This is a genomic window from Echinicola arenosa (genome assembly GCF_014841125.1).
Taxonomy (GTDB): Bacteria; Bacteroidota; Bacteroidia; order Cytophagales; family Cyclobacteriaceae; genus Echinicola; species Echinicola arenosa.
The window spans coordinates 1,049,079-1,072,679 of sequence record NZ_JACYTQ010000002.1 but is presented as its reverse complement, the minus strand read 5'-3'; the positions used below and the strand labels follow the sequence as shown (position 1 = coordinate 1,072,679).

Annotated in this window: 23 protein-coding genes; 8 read left to right on the top strand and 15 right to left on the bottom strand. The window is 40.0% G+C overall.

The window, feature by feature from the left end; translation table 11 throughout:
- Positions 1-56: 56 nt before the first annotated feature.
- The 11 genes from IFO69_RS09315 to IFO69_RS09270 all read right to left on the bottom strand — a co-directional run bounded on the left by IFO69_RS09315 (position 57) and on the right by IFO69_RS09270 (position 9,094).
- On the bottom strand, positions 57-917 hold the full coding sequence (locus tag IFO69_RS09315) for a ChaN family lipoprotein (RefSeq protein ID WP_192009786.1): 861 nt from the start codon (positions 915-917) through the stop codon (positions 57-59).
- A 135-nt stretch (positions 918-1,052) separates the two neighbouring features.
- Positions 1,053-1,724, bottom strand: coding sequence for an ion channel (locus IFO69_RS09310; RefSeq protein WP_192009785.1), 672 nt, complete (start codon positions 1,722-1,724; stop codon positions 1,053-1,055).
- Positions 1,725-1,826: 102 nt separating this feature from the next.
- Positions 1,827-2,624, bottom strand: a complete 798-nt coding sequence (locus IFO69_RS09305) for a LuxR C-terminal-related transcriptional regulator (protein ID WP_225444059.1) — start codon at positions 2,622-2,624, stop codon at positions 1,827-1,829.
- Between the two features lie 99 nt (positions 2,625-2,723).
- Positions 2,724-3,107 carry an STAS/SEC14 domain-containing protein gene (locus tag IFO69_RS09300; RefSeq protein WP_225444058.1) on the bottom strand — a complete coding sequence of 128 codons (384 nt, stop codon included), beginning with the start codon at positions 3,105-3,107 and terminating at the stop codon, positions 2,724-2,726.
- A 200-nt stretch (positions 3,108-3,307) separates the two neighbouring features.
- On the bottom strand, positions 3,308-3,442 hold the full coding sequence (locus IFO69_RS21710; RefSeq protein ID WP_262891619.1) for a hypothetical protein: 135 nt from the start codon (positions 3,440-3,442) through the stop codon (positions 3,308-3,310).
- Between the two features lie 193 nt (positions 3,443-3,635).
- Positions 3,636-4,616, bottom strand: coding sequence for a hypothetical protein (locus tag IFO69_RS09295; protein ID WP_192009784.1), 981 nt, complete (start codon positions 4,614-4,616; stop codon positions 3,636-3,638).
- Positions 4,588-5,466, bottom strand: a complete 879-nt coding sequence (locus IFO69_RS09290; protein WP_192009783.1) for a hypothetical protein — start codon at positions 5,464-5,466, stop codon at positions 4,588-4,590. The genes IFO69_RS09295 and IFO69_RS09290 overlap by 29 nt, the downstream gene beginning before the upstream one ends.
- A gap of 135 nt (positions 5,467-5,601) precedes the next feature.
- Positions 5,602-6,852 carry a glycosyltransferase gene (locus IFO69_RS09285; RefSeq protein WP_192009782.1) on the bottom strand — a complete coding sequence of 417 codons (1,251 nt, stop codon included), beginning with the start codon at positions 6,850-6,852 and terminating at the stop codon, positions 5,602-5,604.
- 315 nt (positions 6,853-7,167) lie between these two features.
- Entirely contained in the window at positions 7,168-7,614 is a 447-nt protein-coding gene (locus IFO69_RS09280; protein ID WP_192009781.1) for a hypothetical protein, read from the bottom strand.
- Between the two features lie 322 nt (positions 7,615-7,936).
- Entirely contained in the window at positions 7,937-8,623 is a 687-nt protein-coding gene (locus IFO69_RS09275; protein ID WP_192009780.1) for a GOLPH3/VPS74 family protein, read from the bottom strand.
- Positions 8,624-8,662: 39 nt separating this feature from the next.
- Positions 8,663-9,094 carry a hypothetical protein gene (locus IFO69_RS09270; RefSeq protein ID WP_192009779.1) on the bottom strand — a complete coding sequence of 144 codons (432 nt, stop codon included), beginning with the start codon at positions 9,092-9,094 and terminating at the stop codon, positions 8,663-8,665.
- Positions 9,095-9,312: 218 nt separating this feature from the next.
- On the opposite strand from IFO69_RS09270, the gene IFO69_RS09265 reads away from it, so the two are divergent.
- From IFO69_RS09265 to IFO69_RS09255, 3 genes are read left to right on the top strand one after another with little or no spacing between them, the layout of a single operon-like run.
- Positions 9,313-9,930 (top strand): ubiquitin family protein, encoded by a 618-nt coding sequence (locus IFO69_RS09265; RefSeq protein WP_192009778.1) that lies wholly within the window; start codon positions 9,313-9,315, stop codon positions 9,928-9,930.
- 1 nt (position 9,931) lies between these two features.
- A complete protein-coding gene (locus tag IFO69_RS21795) occupies positions 9,932-10,984 on the top strand; it encodes a sensor histidine kinase (protein WP_192009777.1) in 1,053 nt (350 codons plus the stop codon).
- Positions 10,974-11,663, top strand: a complete 690-nt coding sequence (locus IFO69_RS09255) for a LytR/AlgR family response regulator transcription factor (protein ID WP_192009776.1) — start codon at positions 10,974-10,976, stop codon at positions 11,661-11,663. Before IFO69_RS21795 ends, IFO69_RS09255 begins: the two co-directional genes overlap by 11 nt.
- A gap of 16 nt (positions 11,664-11,679) precedes the next feature.
- On the opposite strand, the gene IFO69_RS09250 is transcribed toward IFO69_RS09255, so the two are convergent.
- Positions 11,680-13,353 carry an amidase gene (locus IFO69_RS09250; protein ID WP_192009775.1) on the bottom strand — a complete coding sequence of 558 codons (1,674 nt, stop codon included), beginning with the start codon at positions 13,351-13,353 and terminating at the stop codon, positions 11,680-11,682.
- A gap of 55 nt (positions 13,354-13,408) precedes the next feature.
- Between IFO69_RS09250 and IFO69_RS09245 the strand changes: the two genes are divergently transcribed.
- Positions 13,409-13,861 (top strand): hypothetical protein, encoded by a 453-nt coding sequence (locus tag IFO69_RS09245; protein WP_192009774.1) that lies wholly within the window; start codon positions 13,409-13,411, stop codon positions 13,859-13,861.
- A gap of 137 nt (positions 13,862-13,998) precedes the next feature.
- Entirely contained in the window at positions 13,999-16,416 is a 2,418-nt protein-coding gene (locus IFO69_RS09240) for a TonB-dependent receptor (protein ID WP_192009773.1), read from the top strand.
- 75 nt (positions 16,417-16,491) lie between these two features.
- On the opposite strand, the gene IFO69_RS09235 is transcribed toward IFO69_RS09240, so the two are convergent.
- Positions 16,492-16,809, bottom strand: coding sequence for a hypothetical protein (locus IFO69_RS09235; RefSeq protein ID WP_192009772.1), 318 nt, complete (start codon positions 16,807-16,809; stop codon positions 16,492-16,494).
- Positions 16,810-17,141: 332 nt separating this feature from the next.
- Between IFO69_RS09235 and polA the strand changes: the two genes are divergently transcribed.
- Both polA and radA read left to right on the top strand, forming a co-directional pair.
- Positions 17,142-19,964, top strand: a complete 2,823-nt coding sequence (gene polA, locus IFO69_RS09230; protein WP_192009771.1) for a DNA polymerase I — start codon at positions 17,142-17,144, stop codon at positions 19,962-19,964.
- Positions 19,965-20,103: 139 nt separating this feature from the next.
- Entirely contained in the window at positions 20,104-21,477 is a 1,374-nt protein-coding gene (gene radA, locus IFO69_RS09225) for a DNA repair protein RadA (RefSeq protein WP_192009770.1), read from the top strand.
- 59 nt (positions 21,478-21,536) lie between these two features.
- Here the strand turns inward: radA and IFO69_RS09220 are convergent, their stop codons facing one another.
- The gene (locus tag IFO69_RS09220; RefSeq protein WP_192009769.1) at positions 21,537-21,674 is read right to left on the bottom strand and encodes a hypothetical protein; all 138 of its coding nucleotides are present in this window, start codon (positions 21,672-21,674) and stop codon (positions 21,537-21,539) included.
- Between the two features lie 112 nt (positions 21,675-21,786).
- Here IFO69_RS09220 and IFO69_RS09215 point away from each other — a divergent pair, with 112 nt between their 5' ends.
- Positions 21,787-22,209, top strand: a complete 423-nt coding sequence (locus IFO69_RS09215; RefSeq protein ID WP_192009768.1) for a secondary thiamine-phosphate synthase enzyme YjbQ — start codon at positions 21,787-21,789, stop codon at positions 22,207-22,209.
- A 78-nt stretch (positions 22,210-22,287) separates the two neighbouring features.
- Here IFO69_RS09215 and IFO69_RS09210 read toward each other — a convergent pair whose 3' ends face one another.
- Entirely contained in the window at positions 22,288-22,944 is a 657-nt protein-coding gene (locus IFO69_RS09210) for an HAD family hydrolase (protein ID WP_192009767.1), read from the bottom strand.
- Positions 22,945-23,601: the final 657 nt, after the last annotated feature.

The following is a 23,601-nucleotide window of genomic DNA, read 5'->3' as shown; positions in this document are numbered from 1 at the left end:
AAATACAGTTAATATTTGATATCCCATTCATCATGAACTAAAATCCAAAGAACTGATCAATAGGTCTTGGTCATATCCTCATCCACACAAATGATAAAATCAGCTAACTGCTTATGCTCTTCCTTTAATTCATAAACATCTTGCTGTGTAACTGTAGAAATGGTTCTATACACCCTTGACGAATCATCGTTTTTCAAATACCACAATATTCCTTCGTAATTATTAGAGTGATAAGCTCCGTTGTAATGTATAAACAGTTTACCTTGCTGATAGTTTTTAGAAATAAAGTAGGCCATGGTGGCATCTTTGATCGCCTGTGCCTTCACCATGTCGACACTGCCATGATCACCCATCATGCGCAACATATTTTGATACCCTGGTAAGTTAGCATCAAAAGCTACAGGAAGTGGAGCTATCCATGATTTTTCATGTTCTGATAGACTTTCCAAAGCTTCAAAGCCACCTTCTTTATACACTTTGCTGGCAAACTTCCTAGGCACATTGGTTGCAATAAAGGGAAGGTTATTATCCTTGGCAAAATTTACCAAGGGCGCATAGTCCGTCTTATAATTATTCCACAGTCTGGCCAATGTATCTAGGCCCTTTTGATCTATTTGTCCAGAAAGAAAATCATCCAATGATTCTTGGTTATCCGCTTCAAACATCTCTGCTCCCAAAATCAACTCCCTGGACTTTCCCAAGTCCTTGCAGACCTCATATTGCAGCCAATGAGCTATTGCTGAGTTGTGTTCTTCCCCAAAAAGAATGATATCTGCCTTTTCCAAAGTCTTCAACATTTTTTTATAGCTGACTTTCTTGCCTTTGGCATTATAAATCATATATGGTGACTTCTCTTGAGCCTTAAGTATGCTAGCTGTCAGTAGCAATCCAAGTAAAATTGAATAGAATTTCTTCATTAGGGTAAGGAATTTAAGTTTGTGTGATGCCAACAATATTACGCAAATCTTTCCTTTAGAAATCAACTTTGTCGCTGCTTAAGCCCTCGATGAGCTTAAGAAGTCAAATACTTTTCTTTTGGACCCTGTACTGAATTAGCTTTTTCGATAACTAGAATATTTACTGATCAGGATGCCCACTAACACTACATTGTAAAACTGACTGATCACACCTAAAAAAGAAGTAGTCAACTTGGTAACATGAATGGATGGCGTAATGTCACCAAACCCAATAGTAGTTTGTATAATGGATGCCAAATAAACCAAATCAAGATACGTATCTGCCAATGTTGAAGTATTCAAGTTAGTAATAGAGGCTGTATTCCTGTAGAACTCGAATTGCAGGACAAATACACTTATCTCAATCAACATAAAATACCCACATGCGGCAGCAAAAATGATATCTGCATTGACATAACTTGGTTTGATTAAAAACTTGATGACTTCCCAAAAAATCAATGCAAAAAATACCATATAAATGAGAGACAGCAACTCTATAAAAAATTGGGAATCCTTAAATAAAGAATGACATACGGGCAATAAAATTACTATCACCAGTAAAATGTTCCTAATGATGATTTTCCACTTTCCTCTTTCAATAAAAACCCCGACACTGGCCAGGCCTAAAAGCATGGTATTAATGGGCCAAATATATTGCATATAGAAAACCAGGTCTTTAAAAAAAATTGCAGTATACAAATGTTGTACAAGTGCTAAAAGCAAAATCTCATACTTTTTCCTTTTGAGGAAGATCATGATTTTCTCCATGATAATGAGGTGTTTGGGTCAAAAAATAATGATACAAATAAATTCTTGTTTTATCACCCCATCAAGTGCCTCAACTGATCATTTAGAACAAATCTGTGTTAATTAGATCAAGCCCTCCATGATACAATGCGAAACCAACTCAGGTATGTTGGAAAACTCCGTTTTCTTCAGCATGTTTTTACGGTGCGTTCTAACCGTATATTCAGAAATATTCAGCTCGATCGCCATTTTACTTACGCTTAGTCCTCTGGAAGAAAGTTGAATCACCTCAAGCTCCCTTTTGGTGAGCAACTCGCTAATACAATGACAGTTTTCCTCGTCATTTTCTTGTCGAAATGGATCAGCTTTCGGGTCGATGTTATAGTAAGACTTCCCTTCATTCAAGCTTATAAAAGAAACTTTGTCTGTCTTGCTTACACCCATATAGGAAATATCTGTATGCACACTGAGGATGTGTTCCACTTTTCCATTTTCTGACACAGAAAGCACATTTACCTGTAAAAGCATGGTACGGAATTTCCCATTCCGATCCCTCATTCGGTACATGTACATCATTTTATAAAAAGGCAATTGCTTGGGGTCGACAATATTGTCCATAAATTCCTTCAGCAGCAATTCCTTGTCCTGAACAGATGCCATATCATCAGGAACAACCGTAGTCAGCAGCTCTTCGATTTTGGTGTCTCCAGGGTTTACATCAATAAACTTACTCACTCCAGGATGAACATACTCCAACTCCAAATTGTACATGTTCAAAATAAAATAATAAAATTCACCAGGGCTGAACAATGCCGCCACATGCTTTAATTGCTCTATTGCTTGGTAGGGTTGGTACTTTTCAATGTGGTTAGAATACCCTTCTCTCCATAAATCAACCAGATGCGTAATGCCACTTTTCATAAACACTAAGTCAGGAGGGATTAACTGTCCTGCAAATATACTGTTTTTATGAAAATAAGGATTTGAAAGGAAAACACTTCGATAATTGGTCACATATTTTTAAACACCCACAAATTTTAGTGCCTGAGCCATTTGAGAAACATCAAAATACCTTTCTTCCCTATTCAGGCTTGACCGCTCAAAAAACAGGTTGTCAATGGGAACCAATGCTTTTACCACTTTGGAGTGCGCCACAACAGCTAAATTGCCCAAGCGTTTATATTTTCTCAATAAATAGATCACATCTTCAAAAAAAGCCTTTACACTAATATTAGAAACTTTAAGCTCATCAAGCTTGATCAGCACATTCACCTGTTCATAGCCTTGGGCCAATTTATCCTCCATCAACTTTTCAAATAGCTTCTCATCCTCCGTGCTGAAATTATCTATCAAAGCAAGCGAAAGCACATTTTTTGGGTAAGTTTCGAGTTGTTCAATCATCATGCTACTGGTTTAAGTGATATTATAAAAATCAATTAGCCTAGTTGACATTAACCTGAGCTTCCTTCATTGTCTGTAGCCCAGGTCTGAAATGCGTAAACCTGGCTAATAATCATTTCTACTACCTAATAAAACCATAAATCCTATGGGACTATTGCCCAGCCATCTAAAAACTTATCCACATTCCGAACCTGATTTTAGGATCAGTCAGACTTTTCTATATAATGCTGGTTATTCCATTTCCCAATAACCCATGTCAAATACCCCAATGCGGTCCATACCAAAGCTGCACCTTTCAGCCAACTCATTTCTTCTCCAATAATAAGGAGATTTACCATTGCTATTATTGGTAAAGCAGAAGCCCATTTTAAAGGATTCGATTGGAAATGTTTGGTCTAGTCCAAAAAGGTAAAAAAGGCACAAAACATCAAAGTGGTTAGCAGCATATTTGCATTATCTCTTACCGTAAAAAATACAATAACAACAGCTACTATTGAGACCTTCCTCAAAACTCCAGTTGCTGACTTAAAATCAATTTTGTTCATCCTCCTCTTCAAGATATGAAATTATTCTTTCCTCCACTCTAATGGTACCTTCCACACTACTCACTTCTTTCAGCTGTTCACTGTAAATTGGCCAGCCAGAGCTGCCATGGATGACAGCATAAATCCAGGTATCACTGGTCAAGCCAGGAAAGGCTTCTCTTCGTGGTAAATTGGCCCCTAAGGTTCCGCTTTGTTTAAGAAATTCATATGTGGCATCGGTCAACTTCTCTGGGTTTATAGACTGTTGGACACTAAAAACGGCATAATCATCCTCCACATTAATTTCATCCAAGGATACCCAAATATTAGTATCAATAGGCTCCCCTCCTGCATTGTTTCTCACTTGTATCACTCCGGAAAGCTGCTCACCAAGGGGATACTTTGCCCCATGTAGGGTATAAAACTGCAAAATGTCATGGATGGTATTGGACCTGATGGCTTCTTCACTGTTATAGCTCTTCATAGATCGGTCAATGAACTTATTTATGGTTGGATCAGAACCTAATTCTCTCTTTATCATATCACCTGCATTCCACATAAATTCCCTGATCTCTTTCCAATTAATAACTTCCTGTAAAACCCCCAACTCATTGGTTCTAACCTTTACAACGAGGTTTTCTCCCATCTTAACCATCTTGTCTAAGAATGGATTTTGGGTATTGACTTCATAGTCTTTATATACCCATTGGATGAGGTAATCGCTGCTAGTGGAATCCAAGACGCTGATATCCACTTTATATTTAATCGTCTGCATCGAGGATGTGTCCTCTTTGCTAACAGTATAGGTCTCCAAACTTATTTCATAGGACTGAACCTCCTGATTCATCCAATAACCGATTACTTGCGCACTTGAATCAGCAAGGTCAATTTGTGCTTGGGCATAGGGAGAAAATAAAATCAACCCTACCCATAAAAACAAATGAAGTCCAAGTCTTTGGTTAATCTTCATGCTGTCCAACTTTTTCATTCCAAACTTCCCTAAGTTTTTCATAGTATTTCATATCCCCATCATTTTCACTGGATACCGGAAAATAGACTGATGACTCATCATCCAAATACAAGGTAATTCTACTGTCTTCAAAGAAAGATGGATCTCGCTCAAAACTAATGTCCAAAATTTGCTCATAAGGAATGATTATCGCAGGTTCGAACCATGATTCATTGTAAACAACTACTTTTTGGTCACTAAAAAAGTAAAAACCTTGTTTGAAGTCAGAAAAGCCATCCGAGTACCAATAATGCATCTCCTCCAGACCTTCCAATAAACCTTCCGTTCTCAAAAAATTCACATACTCCTTATCTACTTGTCTTCCAGGAATCACCTCTATCTCTGGAGACATAAGCCCAAGAACCATTAATATAACCAAACACAAGCCCAAGAAGCCTGCTATTGACATTCCCACATAAAACGCAGTCCCTCTCTTTTTAGATGTAGGTTCCATTTCTCCTTGTTTCACAGCATCCTTGTGCAACCTAAAACATGAAACAGTTGCTCGGTAATAGACGACTCCAAAACCTACTGCTAAAATTAATCCAGAAGTATTTCCAGATTCCACTATGCCCAGCAATTTGGATCCCACAAAGTAAATCAACATGCATAATGCGGAATACCTGTTCTTCTTAAAAATCCCATAGGTCAGCCCTCCAATCAATAATACATCCAATATGGACCATAGGTCATAACCATATTGGTAGCGAAAATCGTCATTATAGTGCCCTAAGATTCCAACAATTAGCGTTACAAAAGCTGAAATTATTCCACAAATCCAAGCCCATCTGATATTCTTTTCAGCGGCCTGCTTTTCTTCGTTTGTCATTTTCTGTCGGTGGAGTTAATAGATAAAACAAATTGGCTATAGGATAAAAAATATCCGTTGATACACGTTTAGTTCTCAATAATACCTTATTTCAATTATTTATCACCAAAAAAATTATTTTTTGTTTGACAGCACTTAATCACTCAAAATAAAACGGCATATTTCTTCCCCAAAGTTTTCCTGCTCCATTTTAATGGCAATTTCCTTTGCTTTGGATTTATAGGCTTCATTTTCCCACAGGTCCTTCAGTTTGGGCAACAAATACTTGGTCTTAAACTTACCTATCTCCATCCCTTTTGGACCAACTCCCACATTATTCAAAATCTCATTCCACATGTATTGGTCGATAATATGTGGAACGATCATGGAGGCACACCCATGCTTCAAGGACAAGTGGGTCGTCCCAGAACCACCATGATGGATCATGGCATACATCTTTGGAAGGATATAATCATAAGGCACTTGAGTGATAAAGCAAACCAAATCCGGATCATATTGCTCAGGATTTAGCAATCCTCCGGCAGCTATGTTGATAACTGTTGGGATTTTCAAATGGTGGATAACTTCCATTAGCACCTTGGTTTTCCCCTCTGAATCTGGGTTGGTCATGCTACCAAAAGTTACAAAAAGTAACTTTTCATGTATTGCTATAAAAGCTTCCAAGTCCTTATCTATATTCCCATTGACATTGCCCTTTCGCTCTTGGTACCCCAGTACTTTCACATAAGCTGGCCAATAATCAGGTCTGGAGAAAAGTTGTGGAGAAATGGTATAAATGGTCTTGGTAGCTAGGACCGCTGATCTTACTTCTTGGGTATTATATTGTTTATGGATCCACTTAGCGCTCTTCTTGATCGTTTGGATCAAACCGCCCAAGGCGATCCAATAAGTCAGTTTGTTGATAACTTTCCCATAGTTTCCCGAAAATGCGATATGCGCCCGATCTTTTACGGTATGCACAATATAGGGCACTGGACTTATTAATACCGTTTTCTCTGGATTTTCCAATTCCCAAAGTACAGGGTATACCGCCTTGGCATGCCTAAGAATCCTGTCAGGTCCTTCGGCCTTAACCGTTTCATATTGCCGCATGATCAATTGCTTGTTGATGCGGGTGTACTTCAAGGTCAAACGGAAAAAGGCGGGGATTTTTTTCCATAATGAACCTCCACCACCTAAAGCCAATTTCCCCTCTTTACTTTCCAGCAAATCCAAAAATTCATTTCCCAAGGATCGGAATTCCAAACCAGCATCCAAAGCAAGGCCTTCAAATTGACCGGGAAAAACAGCCACCACTTCATGCCCCTTTTGCTTAAGCATCTGCCCAATAGCCAAAAATGGTTCCATATCACCTCGGGTACCAATGGATACTAATAGGATTTTCATAAAATTGGAATTGAACAGTTAATATACCTATTCAACATAAAATTGTTTAGCTCACGGCTTCCAATCTACAATGAATGTAATTCCAGGGCCATCCATTGTTGGTAAAATATGATCCCCGAAATCACTCCTTTCAATATCAAAATAGGTTTTCAAAAAATAGTAGTTTTTAAAAATTTGCTTTCCTTCATAGCTTAACTCTACATAAGTAGGCGACTCCTCCGATCGATCTATATTGCTAAACCCATCAATATCTAAACTAAGAGGTTGGTCAAACAAGAAATTTTGATTCCCTTTACTTTCTAATGTAAAGCTGATTTATTGTGAATTAGGATAGCGAGATACATAAAGCTCATATGTTCCACTTTCAAGTGAAATTTCAGAATCTTCTATATTTATGCCCATAAATTCCAATGTACTTGCAGGCTCCAATACTGGAATTTCTAACTCAGCCATATATTTATTATTCCCTTCAGCAGTTCCTACAAATCTCACTTTTAGCGAATCTGTACTCAAAAGGGGAACATAGTTAATAGCTGCTAGGCCATTTTCTGGCTTTCCATAATAAATTGTACGGTCATTGAGATACCACTCGACATAATCAAATTCTTTTTCTTGCTCAATATCCAAAAAAATTCTCGCTCCTTTTACATCATCGTTTAGTGCATATTTAATTTCCACTGGAATATTTAGTTGTTTTTTTTCTCCAATAAATTCGCAAGAAGATAAAAAGCCCAAAAGCAGCAAATAGATAAAGTTTCTCATGTGTATTTCGTAAAAATTGAAAACACGAAACTAAAAAATGATTTCCAATCGAGGTCTATCTTTTAAAAATACTTTAATTATAGAATTGTAAGCCAATCCGGTTAACACGTTAAGATTAACTAATTATCTCTTTTTGTAAGTATAACCCCATATAGCCCTCATGATCAAATTTGTCGATTTTTCTGTTATTCATCTTAATAATTAGGTCCGAGCTTATGGCAAATTGATTTCACTTTTCCTTTGGGAAGATATTGCTAAATAAGTGAAGGGCATCTCAAATGAGAAGCCCTTTATCTTGTTACTTGATTGGTCCAATACTTCATTAACCAGATGATGTGGCCACATTCGTTGCGACGGTGGTGGCCACAATGGTGCTGATAATAGCAGCCTGAACCTGCCTGATCGTTTGATCGACAGTAGCGGAGATCGGGCTCTCCTTCACCAATTGCTTAAGATCCTTTTTGATGCTTTCCAGTTGGCTCTTTTCCTTGCTCAGTACATTGTGCATCTTGCAGGCTTCAATCAGACCAAGGACAGCCATATTTTCAGGAATGATATCCTTTTTCCTAAAAACATCGCTTTTAAGTGCTTGGATCATTTTATTCCTGATTTGGCTGTTTACCAAATAAGTAAGGGTATAGGGAATCAAGCCCAAAAACTTTTTCTTTTCCACTCTAATAAGCCTTTCTTGGGCCATTTGATCATAGAATTGATGCCTCCACTTTAATGCCTTTGGGCCCACTTTTTGGATCCAATACCTCATTTTTCTTGGCTTTTTACTTCTTTGGATCATTTGGGCTACCTCCTCCAAAAATGGATCATTAAAATTTGCTCCCCTTTTCACGGTCAAAATATCCTCACCGGAAACCTCTATTTTATCTTCCAATGACATTTGAAGCAGTAAGGCTCCAGCCAGACCATATTGAATGTGTACACCCGAAATCAGCATCCTGGCTTTTTCAGGGTGCTGAGCTAACAATAAAAACTTCTTTGCGATGCTTAATTCCATAGTTTTTTATAACGTTGAAAATAGAATTCGGTTGGTGGATCAAGTAAGCCAGTGTTTCTTGATGCTGTAGTTGGCCAGCCAAACCAAGAAGATGGCTATTACAATGACCATGATCGGCATCACTACTGCACCTGGACCATACACATCAGTAGCTTTAGCAATGACCAAGCTATGGAACATTTGAATAATGACACCTATCAGCGAAATAATCAATACCATCTTGGCCCACTTCTTTCTAAGCAACAATCCAATACAGCCCAATGCCCCACCAAACACTGCGGCGGCAAAAGCAACAGTAGTCCACATCGGATAGGAAGCGTAAAGTTCCTGCTCCGCTTCTGACAATGCAGCCAAAGCCTCTTCAGACATGCCCACATGCATAAAAAATGATCCTACTCCCATCAAGTTCCAAAGCAACATCACTGCGGAGACGATCCAGAACCAAAGCGGGATTTTAACTGAGTTTTCCATGATTATTTTTGATTTAAGGTTATTGAAGTAGTGGATTAATTTACTAAAATTTAAGTATTCAACACCATTCAATAAGGGCTTCAAACGTAAATAATTCCTTGTGGTCTTGCAGATTTAATCTTGTTTGACGGCTATGCGACCCTGTTCATCGAAATAATTTTCTGGATTTTTTCCTTCCATTTACCTTCAAAACATTATTCATCTTAACTTCAATGATCATGAAAATGCTAAAAAGAATTTCTCTGCTCTCCTTGATTATATTGGCTTTGGTCAGTAGTTGTGTTGTTCCTAGCCTCTATCCGCTTTACACCAGAAAGGATCTCATTACCAATTCCCAGCTTGAAGGGCTTTGGGTGGGGAACGAGTCAGAAAATGAACGAAGCACCTGGAAAATCTGGAAATCAGCACCTAATGAAAACAACCCAGAAAAAAGCAATAATGATAAACGCTATTACTTGGAGCATATCCAGCATGGTGAAACAGTTATTTTTGAACTGTTCTTGTTAAAATTAGGGGATAAACTCTATCTGGATTTCTTCCCAGTTGACTTTGCATCTTACAAATTTGAAAATTATATGGGTGCAACCCATATTTTTCCTGTGCATACCTTTGCCAAAGTAGAATTAGAAAATGGGCAAATCTCCATCTATGGTTTTGATGGAGAATTTTTGGAAGATTTGATAGAGCAAAACAGGATCAAAATTTCGCATGAAGAGCCTTCTGGTTCGCTTCTTTTAACCGCATCTCCAGAGGAATTGCAAAAATTTGTTTTGAAATATTCAGATGACAAAAATGCCTTTGCGGATGAACCTTTGATCTTAAAACCCAAAGTATAAAGTGAAAACTCCACTCCAAAGTACTTTTCTGTCCCTCTCCCGAAAGAGTAGCCTCCATCATCTGCTCTTTTGGACGCTGACTTATTTTGTTCTGGTCAATATCTTTGCCAATAACAGCCAGATTTTTCCTGTAGATAGGATCTACACATTCATCTTTATGGTGACTTTAGCCATTCCTGTCTACATGAATCTAAGCGGTTGGATTCCCCGACTATTACGTCCTAAAAAGTATTTCTACTATTTAATCGCTTTGCTTGTCACCTTGGCCATTGGAGTAGCCTTCAATTCAATTCTTTTCAGCTATTTAATTGACTACTTGCTGCCTGGCTACTATTTCATATCCTACTATACCTTATGGGATCTGACCAAGTTTTTTGCTGCTTTTTTGATGGGATCATCACTTTTAAAACTGTCCAAAGAATGGTTTCAGCTGGTAGAATCCAAGCAAAAGCTAGCAGAAATTGAGAAAGAAAAAGTGGACATAGAACTTAAAGCCTTGAGGGCACAGGTAAACCCCCATTTCCTCTTCAATACACTCAATGTGCTTTATACTTTGGCGTTAAAAAAGTCGGATGAAACCCCTGAGGTAATCATTAAACTATCTGACCTGCTCCGTTATGTAATCTATAATTCTAACAAGGAGAAAGTGCCGTTATCCACAGAATTGGAGCAAATCAAAAATTATATCAGCCTCCAAGGCCACCGTATGGAAGAAAGCGCCAAGGTTACTTTTGAAAGCCAAATCGAAAAAGATATCCACATTCCCCCCATGTTACTGATGCCACTGGTCGAAAACAGCTTCAAACATGGCATAAAGGGTGACCTTACAGATACATTTATCCGTATCGAAGTCCAGGCTGACAATAATGATTTGAGCTTTGAAATTGAAAATAACCTGCCTGAGGAAAGTGAGAAACAGGATGGAGAGCATGGAGTTGGCCTGGTCAATATCCGCAACCGGCTGGCCTTGCTCTATCCGGGACAGCATTTTTTCGAAATCTCCCAAAATGAGTCTATCTTTAAAGTAAGCCTGAAAATCAAACATGAAAATTAACTGCATCATCGTTGAAGACGAACCAGCCAGTAGGGATCTGCTGGAAAAGTACATTGCAGACTGTCCTTCTCTAAATTTAGTGGCTACTTGTAAACATGCCCTAGAAGCCATGGAGGTCATTCATGAGCAAAGTATCCATTTGATCTTTTTGGACATCAACATGCCCAAGCTGTCGGGACTCTCTTTTTATAAGTCGCTTTCCAACGCTCCTTATGTGATCTTCACAACAGCTTATCCACAATATGCCATTGAGGGTTTTGAATTGGATGCCGTGGATTATCTCTTGAAACCCTTTCCATTTGAGCGCTTTCTCAAAGCTGTCCAAAAGGCCATCCATAAAGTCAATGCTGAAAAGCCGCTCAGCCAAGAAAGCGCTTACATTATCTTAAAATCCGATAAAAAACTTTTCAGAGTGGGAATGGATGAGATCTTTTATTTGGAAGCTTTGGGGGATTATGTGAAGGTCATCACTGTGGATAAGTCCATCATCGTGCATGATACTTTTCAAGGTATTTTGCAGCAACTTCCCTCCAATGAGTTCATTAGGGTACATAAATCATTTGCCGTGGCACTCCATAAATTGGACCATATTGAAGGGAACATGATCCATATCAAAGAAAACACGGTTCCTATCGGTCAAACCTATAAGGCGGAATTCCTAAACCTGATCAAACCTTAAACTTCCTTACCCAGTCTTATTTATCAAATAATGGAGGCCTCTTCTCATCCCAAGAAGTCCCTTCCTGATATAGTCTCCCCAACATGATCAGTTTTTCTTCTTCATACAGATTGGCCAAGAAAGTAATGGAAGTAGGACTTCCCTGATCATTGAAGCCATTGGGCATACAAAGCGCTGGATGCCCTGTCAGGTTGGTGATGAGTAGCTGATTTCCACCAAAGGACGGGGTGATGATCACATCATAGTCCTTAAACAAAGCATGCATTTCCTCGATCAGCTGTGCCCTGAACCTACTTGCTTGAATATATTCTACTGCCGGAATAAATCTAGCTGCTCTAAAAAGGTTCGGCCAAGCATTTTTGTGTTGGGCCACCAGCAAGTCATCATCGCCCGATCGTGTCAAAGAATCAAAAGCAGCAGCACCTTCCGCCATCAGCATCAGAATCATACTGTTCACGTCGAGCTGTGTCTCCAATGCAATGGACTTCAACTGAAATCCTTGGGCACGAAGAACATCCAATACTTCATTTTCATTGTCGCGATTAGGCTTCTTGGTTTTAAAAAACTCACTAAAATAACCGATTTTGAGTTCTTTTGCTGACTTATCCACATTATAGTTAAAAGCTGCTGGGATGGTACTTTTGTCTTTCTTATCCACACCATTGATGACGGAGAGCACAATACCGTTGTCCAAGGCGGAACGGGAAATAGGGCCTATCTTGTCCATTGACCAGCTCAAGGCCATCGCCCCGGACCTACTTACCCTGCCAAAGGTGGGGCGCAACCCTGTTACTCCATTTCGGGTAGATGGAGAAACGATGCTACCGTAAGTCTCTGTGCCTAATGCAAAGGGAACCAAACCTGCACTGACAGCAGCAGCGGAGCCTGCCGAGGAGCCTGATGAGCCTTGCTCCAAATTCCATGGATTTCTCGTTTTTCCTCCATACCAAATATCTCCCATGGCCAATGCGCCCAAGGTAAATTTAGCCACCAAAACGGCCCCAGCATCATCCAATTTATTCACCACAGTAGCGGTCTCATCAATTTCCTGATCCTTATAGGGCATGGCGCCCCAAGTAGTTTTTGTCGACTTTACCGAAAAAAGATCTTTTATGCCATAAGGAATGCCATGTAAGGGTCCCCGATATTTTCCCTGTTTGATTTCTTCATCCATCTGTCTGGCTTTGCTTAAAGCCTCTTCCTCTAAAAGACTAATCAGACATTCCAAAGTATCACTATGCGTTTTTATCCGCTCCAAATAGATTTGGGTTAGTTTTTCAGAACTGATTTTTTGGTTACGGATCAATGTGGATAACTCTGCCACCGTCATAAAGGCAATGTCCTTGTCTTCACTGGGTAAATCTATTTTTCCCGGTAAACCCCAATTGATGGGTTCTTGGTTTTGATTAGGATGGAAACCATGCGGAAGCGGATTGAAATACAGAGAAGGCCCAGTGGCATTAACCAAGGGCTGCTTTCTCATGGAGGCATAATTTACCTTTTGATCCTGAAGGAGTGATTTCATGCTATCACGTTCCGGAGGAGAAAAGCTCAAACCAATGATCTGCTCCGCCCAAGCAATGGTTTCAGCACTAATCTCTTTGGTATGTCTTCCTAAGACAAAACCAGATGTAATCAATATCATTCCGGACAGTAATAATGCCCAAAATGGCGTTTTTTTATTTTTCATGGATTAGTTTTGTAGGGTAAAGGGGCAATCCCTTTGGAAGTTATAAAAAATAATCATGGAAAAAAATCAAGAATTTCCCCGCTTTTCAATGCCCATGAGGGGCTTACTTTTGTTGGCAGGTATGATCACCGTTGCTTGGGGAGCATTTTTTAAGTGGATGGGAGAACCCTTGCTGTTGTGGCTGTCCATGCAGCCAGATTTTCCGGCGTCTATAAGTTCTACCGTTTATGGCAGCTTTGGCTTGATTATAGGTTTTTTGATCTTTCTCAGTGCTTTTTATCCCATCAGTTGGCTATACCTGATCATGATAGGCATCGGGGGGAAATTGGTTTCTGCCATTTGGTTTGCCACTTATTATGCCGATATCTTGGGATGGAACAAGCGGACTATCTTCCATCTTGGTTTCAATGAACTGCTCTGGCTGGTCTTGCTTTGCATCGTTTTGTGGAAGGCCATTCAAGTAAAAGCTTATTTAAAAACATTGGAAGATGAAAAGCTTTTAAATTAAAGATGCTTTAATTAATAATTAAAATAGGTATTTTTCAATTTTTGATTCATTAATCTTCTAAATTATTTGCAAAGGAGGTTACTAACAGTAAATTTGCCTTAATTTAAAACTATTCTAATTAAGGAATCACCCTTCCTATGAAAAGAAAACTACTTGTCCTATGGCTGTATATAGCTGTAGTGAGCACTACCTATGCCAAAAATGGCAGCATTAAAGGAATTGTCAAGACTTCGGATGGCTTTCCTGCCGAATTTGTAAACATCCTATTGAAAGGTACTTCCTCCGGTACTGTCACTAACAAAGCAGGTGAGTATGTTTTTGATGAAGTCAAACCGGGAACCTACACCCTCTTGGTCTCCTTTATTGGTATGAATAGCCAAAGTACCCGAATTATGGTAAAATCCGGAGAAATGACCACCGTCCCCACCATCACTTTGGAAGAAAATGCCAATCAATTAAATGAGATTGTCATCAGTGATAAGAGAGATATCAATGCGGGTACAAGTGATTATGTTTCCAAGATGCCGCTGCGTAATTTGGAAAACCCTCAGGTTTACAATACAGTTTCTGCCGATTTGCTGAAGCAACAGGCTATCACAGGTTTTGATGATGCCCTTAAAAATGTCCCTGGAATCTATAAACTATGGGAATCTACTGGGAGAGGTTCTGGCGATGGTTCCTCCTATTATTCTTTAAGAGGGTTTGAAGCGCAAGCTACCATGGTGAATGGCCTGCCAGGACTGACCAATGGCAGCTTGGACCCTGCCAATATTGAGCGAATAGAAGTAATCAAAGGCCCTTCAAGTACTTTATTCGGTAGTAGCTTGATTTCCTATGGTGGGTTAATCAACACCATCACCAAAAAGCCATACGAGGGTTTTGGCGGAGAAATCAATTATTTAGCCGGAAGTTTTGGGCTGAACCGTGTCACTGCCGACATCAATGCCCCAATCAGCGAAGGCATGAACATGCGGATCAATACTGCCTATCACACTGAAAACAGCTTTCAGGATGCTGGGTTTAAGAAATCTGTCTTTGTAGCTCCTTCCTTTTCTTATCAAGCCAATGACCGGCTTTCCTTCCTAGTCAATACAGAATTCTTGCAAGAGGAAAAAACCAACCAAACCATGTTGTTCTTGGGAAGAAATGTACCCTTGCAATTCAACAATTTAGAAGCGCTTAACTATAATAACAAGCTTTCTTTGACAAGCAATGACCTGAGCATGAAAAACCCAAGGTTTATCCTTCAGGGTCAAATGAATTATAAGCTATCCAACCAATGGACATCTCAAACGGTAATTTCTAGAGGAATTTCCAAATCTGACGGCTATTATAGCTATCTATATGACAATCAAAACGGCAATGGGGACTTTAGCTTGTACACCAGTAAGCAACTCGCCCAAACCAATACCTCGGACATCCAACAAAACTTTATTGGTGACTTCAAACTGGGGAATTACCGAAACCGTTTGGTTCTTGGTATGGATTACTACACCCGAAACCTGATCGATAACAGTACCGGGTACGCTTGGATTCACAACGTAACTCCACAAGGTGAAATCAACTATGTTAACTATGCTGGGGAAACAGTTGCTCCAAGATACCTCACCAGACCTTCTGTGGACAATGTATTGGCCTCATCTAGCAGGAATAACACCAACACACAAAATGACCAATTCAGTGTGTATGCTTCAGATGTAATCAACCTGACCCCACAATTGATTGCCATGGCCAGCTTAAGATTTGATTACTTTAATAGTAGGGGTGACATCACTTCAGATGAAGATGACTTCGACCAAACAGCCTTTTCTCCTAAGTTTGGGTTGATATACCAGCCGATTAAGGATAAAATTTCTGTCTTTGCCAATTATATGAATGGCTTCCAAAATGTAGCCCCTAGGCAAGTGGCCGATGCGGACGGAAACAACCCATCAGTAAAAGCATTTGAACCAGAGCACGCCAATCAATTTGAAGCGGGATTAAAAACCAATTTATTCACTGAAAAACTCAATGCCACAATAAGCTATTATGACATCATTGTGGATAACTTGGTTACTGCGGATCCAAATAACATCAATAACAGCTTACAAGGTGGAAAAATGCAAAGCAGGGGCATTGAATTCGATATTCAGGCTAAACCAGTAAAAGGCTTAAGCCTAATAGCCGGCTATAGTTATAATGACAGTGAAGTATTGGAAGGAGACGAAAGTAACCTTTGGCTGCAAGAAGGAAGAAGGCCAACGCAAGCTGGCCCCAAATACTTGTTCAATGCTTGGGCCACCTACACACTTACCCAAGGAATTGCCAAAGGTTTGGGCTTTAGCTTTGGCGGAAACTACAATAGTGAGTTGGCCATTATGGACAATCCAGTTACTGGTGAATTCATGCTTCCATCTTACACCATTCTAAATGCGGCGGTGAACTATGGTACACCTAAATTCAGAATTGCCATCAATATCAATAATGTAACCGACAAAGAATACTACACGGGATACTCGACCATCAATCCACAAAAGCCAAGAAATGTAGTGGCCAGCTTTACTTATGCTTTTTAAGTATTATAAAGTTCAGGACATAAAAAAGGGGATCCAAGTGATTTGAATCCCCTTTTTCTATTTTATGGCACCTGATTAGGTTACCAAGATCAAAATCAATAGAATAATGATAATCGCCCCAACAGACAAATAAATGCCTTGCCCCATAGCTTTAGCTTCTTTTTTCATTCCTCTAAGCTCATCTCTCACTTCCTTTCTCTCATCCTTGCTCATTTCTGAAAAATCCATGGATTTGATTTCTTCTACCCTGGACTTCATTTCTTCCAACCTTGCCTCATCCTCAGCGCTCAATTCGGTTTTTTCCTTGTCCTTCTTTACCGGCTCAGCCATGGCTCCCGGTGCAAAAGCAGTGAAACAAAACATCACTGCTAAAAAGTACGCGACTCTTTTCATACTGATTTTTGGTTTAATGATAAACAAATTGTTACAATTCCTTTGATAAGTTACGAAAATTGGAAGTATTGCAAAATTACTCCCTTCGCATTTGAAGCATTTTAATCAAATATTAATCCAAAGTCTTCCTGACTGGTGATTTTTTTATAGAATACCGTAATTTTTATCCTTTATGAGTCACTTAAGTGCTGCCCAAACCAATGATTTCTACAATCGTACTTAGATCAAAAATCCTGACCTTCCTTTCCATTATAATTTGTAATTTAGCCCTTCTCCCAAAAGGGAAATTTTACCTTTATGGCTAACACAAACATTTAAAGCATATTAAACCCATGTCCAGTTCAGACAAGAAAAAACTGTTTCTCTTAGATGCCATGGCCTTGATCTATCGGGCCCACTTTGCATTTAGCAAAAATCCCCGAATCAATTCAAAAGGCCTCAATACTGGCATCATGTTGGGCTTTACCAATACCTTACTGGAAGTAATCGAAAAACAACAACCAAGTCATCTAGCCGTAGCCTTTGATACCGCAGCACCTACTTTTCGTCATGAGCAGTTTGAGGCTTACAAAGCCAACAGGCAGGAACAGCCGGAAGACATTACCATTGGCATTCCTTGGGTGAAGCAAATTGTAAATGGGTTTAATATTCCTATCCTTGAACTGGATGGATACGAAGCCGATGATATCATTGGTACCATTGCTAAAAAAGCTGAATACAAGGACTTCGAGGTCTTTATGATGACTCCTGACAAGGATTATGGACAATTGGTAGAAGAACACATTTTCCTATATAAACCTGCCTTCATGGGCAATGCGGTGGATATTATGGGGCCAAAGGAGGTTTGTGAAAAATGGGAAATCGAAGACCCTGATCAAGTACGTGACATCCTTGGACTGATGGGAGATGCGGTGGACAACATCCCCGGAATTCCGGGCATTGGAGAAAAAACCGCCAAAAAACTACTAAAAGCCTATGGCACAATAGAAGGGCTTTTGGAACATACCGATGAACTTAAAGGCAAGCAAAAAGAAAATGTGGTCAACTTTGGACAGCAAGGCTTGCTCTCCAAAGAGTTAGCCACCATCAAACAGGATGTACCTATCGAGTTTAACCCAAAAGACCTTAGCTATGATGGTCCGGATGAAGAAAAACTCAAAGCGCTCTTTGCTGAGTTGGAATTCAGGACATTGACCAAAAGGGTCTTTGGTGAAAATATCAAAAAGCCCACCGTCAAAGTCAATGAGCAATTGGGACTGTTTACTGGCCCACAAGATGCAGTTGTAGAAGAAGAGGAAGAAGATACCGAGGAAGTTAATCCCGTTCCAGCACCAAGCCAATTGGACTCTGTCTTTTCCCTGGCACATGATTACCATAAAGTGGCCAGCCTGGAAGACATCCAAGAGTTGGTTGAATATTTGGAAATCCAAGATGAACTGTGTTTCGATACTGAAACCACAGATTTGGACCCCAATAGGGCTGAACTGGTTGGAATTAGCTTTTCCTATTTGAGCGGAGAAGCTTTCTACATTCCCATTCCGGAAGATCAAGAAGAGGCCAAAAAGCTTTTGGCACCTTTAAAGCCAGTTTTTGAGAATGAAAAAATTACCAAAATCGGTCAAAATATCAAATACGATGTCTTGGTACTTAAAAACTACGGTATCGAGGTGAAAGGCACTTTTTATGACACCATGTTGGCCCATTACCTGATCGAACCTGAAGGGAAGCATGGCATGGACTGGCTGGCTGAACATTACCTCAATTATAAGCCTGTTTCCATTGAAAGCCTGATTGGTAAAAAAGGAAAAAACCAAGGCAATATGCGTGATGTAGATGTGGATAAAGTAGTAGAATATGCTTCTGAAGACGCTGACATCACTTTACAGCTCGCGCAAAAATTAAATCCTGACCTACAAGACCGGGGATTAGAAAAGCTCTTTTATGAGGTAGAAACCCCTTTGATCCCTGTTTTGGCAGCTATGGAATTTGAAGGCGTACGGTTGGACAAGGAAAGCTTGGCAGACTTATCCACATCCTTGGAGAAGGAAATCGTTGAAATAGAAAAAAAGGTTTATGAACTTGCCGGAGTAAAATTCAACCTGGCTTCTCCCAAGCAACTGGGCGAAGTACTATTTGTAAAAATGGAGCTGGATCCCAAAGCCAAAAAAACCAAAACAGGGCAATATGCCACAGGTGAGGAAGTCCTTTCAAAATTGGCTCCCAAGCATGAAATTGCCCAGGCTATTTTGGATTATCGGGAATTGGTCAAATTGAAAAATACCTATGTAGATACCTTGCCTACTTTGATCAATCCAAAGACTGGCCGTATCCACACTACCTATAATCAAGTTGTAGCTGCGACAGGAAGGCTTTCTTCTGTCAATCCCAACTTGCAAAATATTCCGATCCGGACGGAACGAGGCCGTGAAATCAGAAAGGCATTTGTGCCGAGAGATGAGGATCATGTGATCCTTGCCGCTGATTACAGCCAGATTGAGTTGCGGATTATGGCGGCCTTTTCAAAGGATGAATCCATGATCGAAGCTTTTAAAAATGGTAGGGATATCCACAGCACCACCGCAGCCAAAATCTTCCAAGTGCCTCTGGATGAAGTGACTTCCGACATGCGCCGAAAAGCCAAAACAGCCAACTTTGGGATCATCTACGGCATTTCGGCATTTGGGCTTTCCCAAAGACTGAATATTTCCCGAACCGAAGCCAAGGAAATTATCGATGCCTATTTTAAGGAATTTCCAGCAGTCAGCGAATATATGAATGACTGCATCGAAAAAGCCCGTAAAAATGAGTATGTGGAGACTCTTTTGGGCAGAAGGAGGTACCTCAGGGATATCAACAGCCGAAATGCCACCATGAGAGGTTATTCCGAACGTAACGCCATCAATGCTCCCATTCAAGGAAGTGCTGCGGACATGATCAAAGTGGCCATGATCCAAGTACACCGATGGATGGAGGAAAAACAGTTAAAATCCAAGATGATCCTTCAGGTACACGATGAATTGGTTTTTGATGCCCACAAGGATGAGGTAGAGCTACTGAAAAATGAAATTCCCAAGCTAATGACAGAGGCATTGACCATAGATGTGCCCATGCAAGTGGAAGTGGGAACTGGCAGCGATTGGCTGGAAGCTCACTAAAATATATGGAAAACTTAATTAGCCATTTCGACTGGCTCAAGGACTGCTAGAGTTTGAACAATATTTTCCCTTTGGTCCTTGAGCTTGACGAAGAGCTCGTAGTCTGCTATAGATTAACCCAATTTTCAACAACAAAATAATGCCTAAAATAAAGACTGCTTTTTTTTGTCAAAACTGTGGAGCACAGAGTCCCAAGTGGGTGGGGAAATGTCCGGCCTGTGGAGAGTGGAACACTTATGTTGAAGAGGTTATCCACAAGGAAGAAACGGGCCGCGGAAGCTGGAAACAAGGATCTGAAAAAACAAAGCGCAACAATTCACCTAGAAAACTCCAAGATATCAACTATGAGGAGCATCCAAGGTTGGTGACCAAGGATCCTGAGTTGGACCGGGTTTTGGGCGGGGGCATCGTCCCTGGCTCTCTGACCTTAATTGGTGGAGAACCGGGCATTGGCAAATCCACTTTGATGCTGCAGATCGCCTTGGTACTGAACCAAACCAAAGTGCTCTATGTCTCTGGTGAAGAAAGTGAAAGTCAGATTAAAATGCGTGCCGAAAGGATGCTGTTTCATTCAGAAAACTGCTTTGTCCTATCGGAAACCAATACCCAAAACATATTCCAGCAAATAGAAACCGTCAAACCCCAAGTATTGGTCATCGACTCCATCCAGACCTTGCATAGCAAACATGTAGAATCTGCCGCGGGGAGTGTTTCGCAGGTCAGGGAATGCACTGCTGAATTGATGAAATTCGCCAAAGAAACGGGCACTCCAGTATTCTTAATCGGTCATATCACTAAAGATGGCTCTATTGCAGGGCCCAAAATATTGGAGCACATGGTGGATACAGTCTTGCAGTTTGAGGGTGACCGACACCTTTCCTACAGGATTTTAAGAACCTCCAAAAACCGATTTGGTTCTACCAATGAACTGGGAATTTATGAAATGCGGGCAGATGGACTTCGTGGCGTGGCCAATCCTTCTGAAATCCTGCTCAGCCAACGTGAGGAGGTCTTGAATGGCGTCGCCATTGGTGCGATGCTGGAAGGAAACCGACCATTGGTGATCGAAATCCAAAGCCTAATCAGTCCTGCCACCTATGGTACTCCACAGCGCAGCAGTACAGGGCATGATGCCAAACGGCTCAATATGCTCTTGGCGGTCTTGGAGAAAAGAGGAGGGATGCGCCTCGGCCAGCAGGATGTATTTCTCAATGTGGCAGGGGGCATGCGTGTGGACGATCCCGGTTTGGATTTAGCTGTTTGTGCGGCACTGATTTCCTCTTATGAGGATAGTCCCATTTCACCTGATCTATGTTTTGCGGGAGAAGTAGGCCTTGGGGGAGAAATCAGGGCTGTAAACAGGATTGAAAACCGAATAGCAGAGGCAGATAAATTGGGTTTTAAAAAGATCATTGTGTCTAAGTATGCGGTAAAGGGAGTTGACTTATCCACATTTGGCATCCAAGTCATCCCCGTCACCAAGCTCGAAGAAATGTATCAGCAGCTATTTTAGTAATTTAATAAAAGATGAACAAAGATAAAATTCGAAAAATCAATTGTTGTAAATCCCCTTCAAAACTCCACAGGCAGGACAAACAATATTGAAGGTTGTTTTCTAAAATAGGATTGCTCTATATAACCTTCAGAGTAATCCCTTAAATCAACATCTGCGTTCATCCCTTTTATTTCAGTGGATAATACCTTCTTCAATTATTACTTTTTCACAAAGTACATTAATGAGATTTTGATTGAATTGGATCAAAATACCAGGTTTATCCTTTGTGTCCATGGTTAAATTTAGAGACCTTCTTACTTTTGCAACATGCGATTCTTTCAAAAACATATTTCACTTCAACCTTACCGTAGGGGTTTTCATTTGATTACTGATGAAGTTGAAGCTGCCATACCTGAAATTAAGGGTATTCAAGAGGGTAGTTTACAGGTATTTATCCAACATACTTCTGCAGGCCTGACTATCAATGAAAATGCCGATCCTACAGTACGTAAAGACTTCGAAACCTTTATCAATGACATGGTTTCTGAAAGTTATCCACGGTTTATCCACACATATGAAGGCCCTGATGATATGCCCGCCCATATCAAAAGCAGCGTTTTTGGCTGTACTGTAAATATTCCTATTTCCAGAGGAAAATTGGCCCTAGGAACTTGGCAAGGCATTTATTTGGGGGAATTCAGAAATTACGGAGGTCCTCGAAAATTAGTGATTACCGCAATGGGCAACTAAAAAATAATGTGGAAGAAAGCTATTAACAACTTTTTCCACATTATTATGTATATTTTTTACTGTTTTTTGTATTTGAAATTATCCAAGCATTTCAAGTACTTTTTGGACCGAAAATTCGTTGTAATTTTCAATATAATATTGGCAAGGAGGCAACTCTTCTTTGGTATGGGAAGTAAGGACAGCTACCACCTGCATCCCTGCGTTGATTCCCGCACTTACCCCTGAAAAAGAATCCTCAAAGACCACGCAATCTTCAGGATTTGTGGACAAGTTTTCTGCAGATTTCAAATACACTTCTGGTTTAGGCTTATGGGTCTTTACATCTTCACTGGCCATAAAAGATTCCATCTGGTTTCTGATACCCAAAGTATCGATGATCAAATCCATATTGGCACGCGGAGCAGAAGTACCCACACCAGTCTTCAAACCATGTTCTTTTAAACTTGCCAAGAACTCCAAATAACCCGGCACGGGTGTTACTTGTGAGGCATATATTTCCCGAAACAAACCTTCCTTTTCATTTTCCAACTCCACCAATTCTTCCGCTGTAATTTCCTTGTTCAAAAAGTAACTAAAGATATAACTGTTTGGTTTCCCGTACATATGTGCTGCATACTCCTCTTGGCTAGGGTTCATGCCCCGCTTTTCAAAGAATCGATCAAAAGCTTGGCTGTGATAGGGGTTGGTATGACAGATGACTCCGTCCATATCGAATATAACTGCACGATTTTTCATGTCTCAAAATTAAGGCTTTTTACGAGATTGATAAAGTAAGTGGTATTATTGCTTTGTTACGAGAGACTTGAGATTGGAGATATGTTGATTGAGAGCTTAACCGTTTAATTGTGGATTGCTTTCGAACTGTTGGATTGAAAAATTGTAAAATTGAAAATCAGTGGACCTAAAGCAATTTAGTAATCTTTGAAAAACAGCATCATGGGCCCAACATTAATCAGGGCAGCTGACGGGACAACAGGAATATTAATATAGGAGTTCATAATTTGAAGGTTTTAATTAATTACAATCTGACTAGCTGAGACTTTACACATTCCATTTAAGAAATGAAATATTCAACTGAATTCCATAAAATGGCCTTTTGAAGGTTTCGGTTTTGAGGCAGTTGATGTGGGCGTTAAGAAAATGAGTTAGCTCGCGAAGTGGACGAGCGAGATCCACTCATTTTTAGCCAACAATGACTGGCACAAAATCAAATTGAGGCAAACACTTTTAATCGGTAACGAAATTCGCTCAATTTGAAGAAAGCTTCATGGCCTAGATTTTTCTTTCTTTTCATCAATGGAAAAGAAAGAATAAAAAGTTATCCCAGAATTGAGCTTAGAACACAATATTTTATAAACATTATTCTTTCATTCCTATCTTAGGGAACAAAAC

Bases quoted from the DNA above. Each gene is read 5' to 3' on its own strand.
- IFO69_RS09315 (WP_192009786.1), bottom strand. From the start codon at position 917: ATGAAGAAATTCTATTCAATTTTACTTGGATTGCTACTGACAGCTAGC.
- IFO69_RS09310 (WP_192009785.1), bottom strand. From the start codon at position 1,724: ATGGAGAAAATCATGATCTTCCTCAAAAGGAAAAAGTATGAGATTTTG.
- IFO69_RS09305 (WP_225444059.1), bottom strand. From the start codon at position 2,624: ATGAAAAGTGGCATTACGCATCTGGTTGATTTATGGAGAGAAGGGTAT.
- IFO69_RS09300 (WP_225444058.1), bottom strand. From the start codon at position 3,107: ATGATGATTGAACAACTCGAAACTTACCCAAAAAATGTGCTTTCGCTT.
- IFO69_RS21710 (WP_262891619.1), bottom strand. From the start codon at position 3,442: ATGGTAAATCTCCTTATTATTGGAGAAGAAATGAGTTGGCTGAAAGGT.
- IFO69_RS09295 (WP_192009784.1), bottom strand. From the start codon at position 4,616: ATGAAAAAGTTGGACAGCATGAAGATTAACCAAAGACTTGGACTTCAT.
- IFO69_RS09290 (WP_192009783.1), bottom strand. From the start codon at position 5,466: ATGACAAACGAAGAAAAGCAGGCCGCTGAAAAGAATATCAGATGGGCT.
- IFO69_RS09285 (WP_192009782.1), bottom strand. From the start codon at position 6,852: ATGAAAATCCTATTAGTATCCATTGGTACCCGAGGTGATATGGAACCA.
- IFO69_RS09280 (WP_192009781.1), bottom strand. From the start codon at position 7,614: ATGAGAAACTTTATCTATTTGCTGCTTTTGGGCTTTTTATCTTCTTGC.
- IFO69_RS09275 (WP_192009780.1), bottom strand. From the start codon at position 8,623: ATGGAATTAAGCATCGCAAAGAAGTTTTTATTGTTAGCTCAGCACCCT.
- IFO69_RS09270 (WP_192009779.1), bottom strand. From the start codon at position 9,094: ATGGAAAACTCAGTTAAAATCCCGCTTTGGTTCTGGATCGTCTCCGCA.
- IFO69_RS09265 (WP_192009778.1), top strand. From the start codon at position 9,313: ATGAAAATGCTAAAAAGAATTTCTCTGCTCTCCTTGATTATATTGGCT.
- IFO69_RS09255 (WP_192009776.1), top strand. From the start codon at position 10,974: ATGAAAATTAACTGCATCATCGTTGAAGACGAACCAGCCAGTAGGGAT.
- IFO69_RS09250 (WP_192009775.1), bottom strand. From the start codon at position 13,353: ATGAAAAATAAAAAAACGCCATTTTGGGCATTATTACTGTCCGGAATG.
- IFO69_RS09245 (WP_192009774.1), top strand. From the start codon at position 13,409: ATGGAAAAAAATCAAGAATTTCCCCGCTTTTCAATGCCCATGAGGGGC.
- IFO69_RS09240 (WP_192009773.1), top strand. From the start codon at position 13,999: ATGAAAAGAAAACTACTTGTCCTATGGCTGTATATAGCTGTAGTGAGC.
- IFO69_RS09235 (WP_192009772.1), bottom strand. From the start codon at position 16,809: ATGAAAAGAGTCGCGTACTTTTTAGCAGTGATGTTTTGTTTCACTGCT.
- polA (WP_192009771.1), top strand. From the start codon at position 17,142: ATGTCCAGTTCAGACAAGAAAAAACTGTTTCTCTTAGATGCCATGGCC.
- radA (WP_192009770.1), top strand. From the start codon at position 20,104: ATGCCTAAAATAAAGACTGCTTTTTTTTGTCAAAACTGTGGAGCACAG.
- IFO69_RS09215 (WP_192009768.1), top strand. From the start codon at position 21,787: ATGCGATTCTTTCAAAAACATATTTCACTTCAACCTTACCGTAGGGGT.
- IFO69_RS09210 (WP_192009767.1), bottom strand. From the start codon at position 22,944: ATGAAAAATCGTGCAGTTATATTCGATATGGACGGAGTCATCTGTCAT.